The sequence below is a fragment of the Mesorhizobium sp. M4B.F.Ca.ET.089.01.1.1 genome (assembly GCF_004022605.1).
Taxonomy (GTDB): Bacteria; Pseudomonadota; Alphaproteobacteria; order Rhizobiales; family Rhizobiaceae; genus Mesorhizobium; species Mesorhizobium abyssinicae.
This window is the reverse complement of the sequence record NZ_RZOS01001304.1, coordinates 1-519: the sequence shown is the minus strand read 5'-3', so window position 1 is coordinate 519 and position 519 is coordinate 1. Positions and strand designations below refer to the sequence as shown.

Genomic DNA, 519 nt, shown 5'->3' with positions numbered 1-519 from the left:
GATTGAAGGTATTGCCGACATCGGCAAAGGTGACAGAATTGCGATCGACGTCGAGATAGACGTTGGTCGGGTCATAAGCGAGTTCGAAATCGACGAAGGGCGAGTCTGTAAAGAGGCCTCCTGTCAGCCCGCCGTAGGTCCCGATCACGCCGCCAGCGGCGGTCAGAAGCGTGTAGCGGGTATCGACTGAGAAATGCCCGGCACCTTCACGCACCAGGTTGACGCTCGCTCCCTTGTTGATGGCGGCACTGCCGGCAACGTCGATGAGATCTGAAGCCTTGCTCGGTGCGATACCCGCCAAATAGGTCGACCCGGCCTGCTGCACGAAGTCACCGTTGACGGTGAGCACTGCAACCCCCTTGCTTGGATCGAGCACGCTGCCAGGAGCGACGGTGCCGCCTGCGCCAACCGTAAGAGAGCCGACTGCACCGATACCCGTAAGGGTACCAGTAGCCGAGACGCCTACCTTCGAAACAATGCGGCCATCGACGGCGAGTATGCCTCCAAGCACCTTGGTCG

The 519-nt window shown here is 60.3% G+C and carries 1 pseudogene; it reads right to left on the bottom strand.

What is annotated here, in order from left to right:
- A pseudogene (locus EN780_RS39470) lies at positions 1–349 on the bottom strand (autotransporter outer membrane beta-barrel domain-containing protein); the annotation flags it as partial.
- Positions 350–519 lie beyond the last annotated feature (170 nt).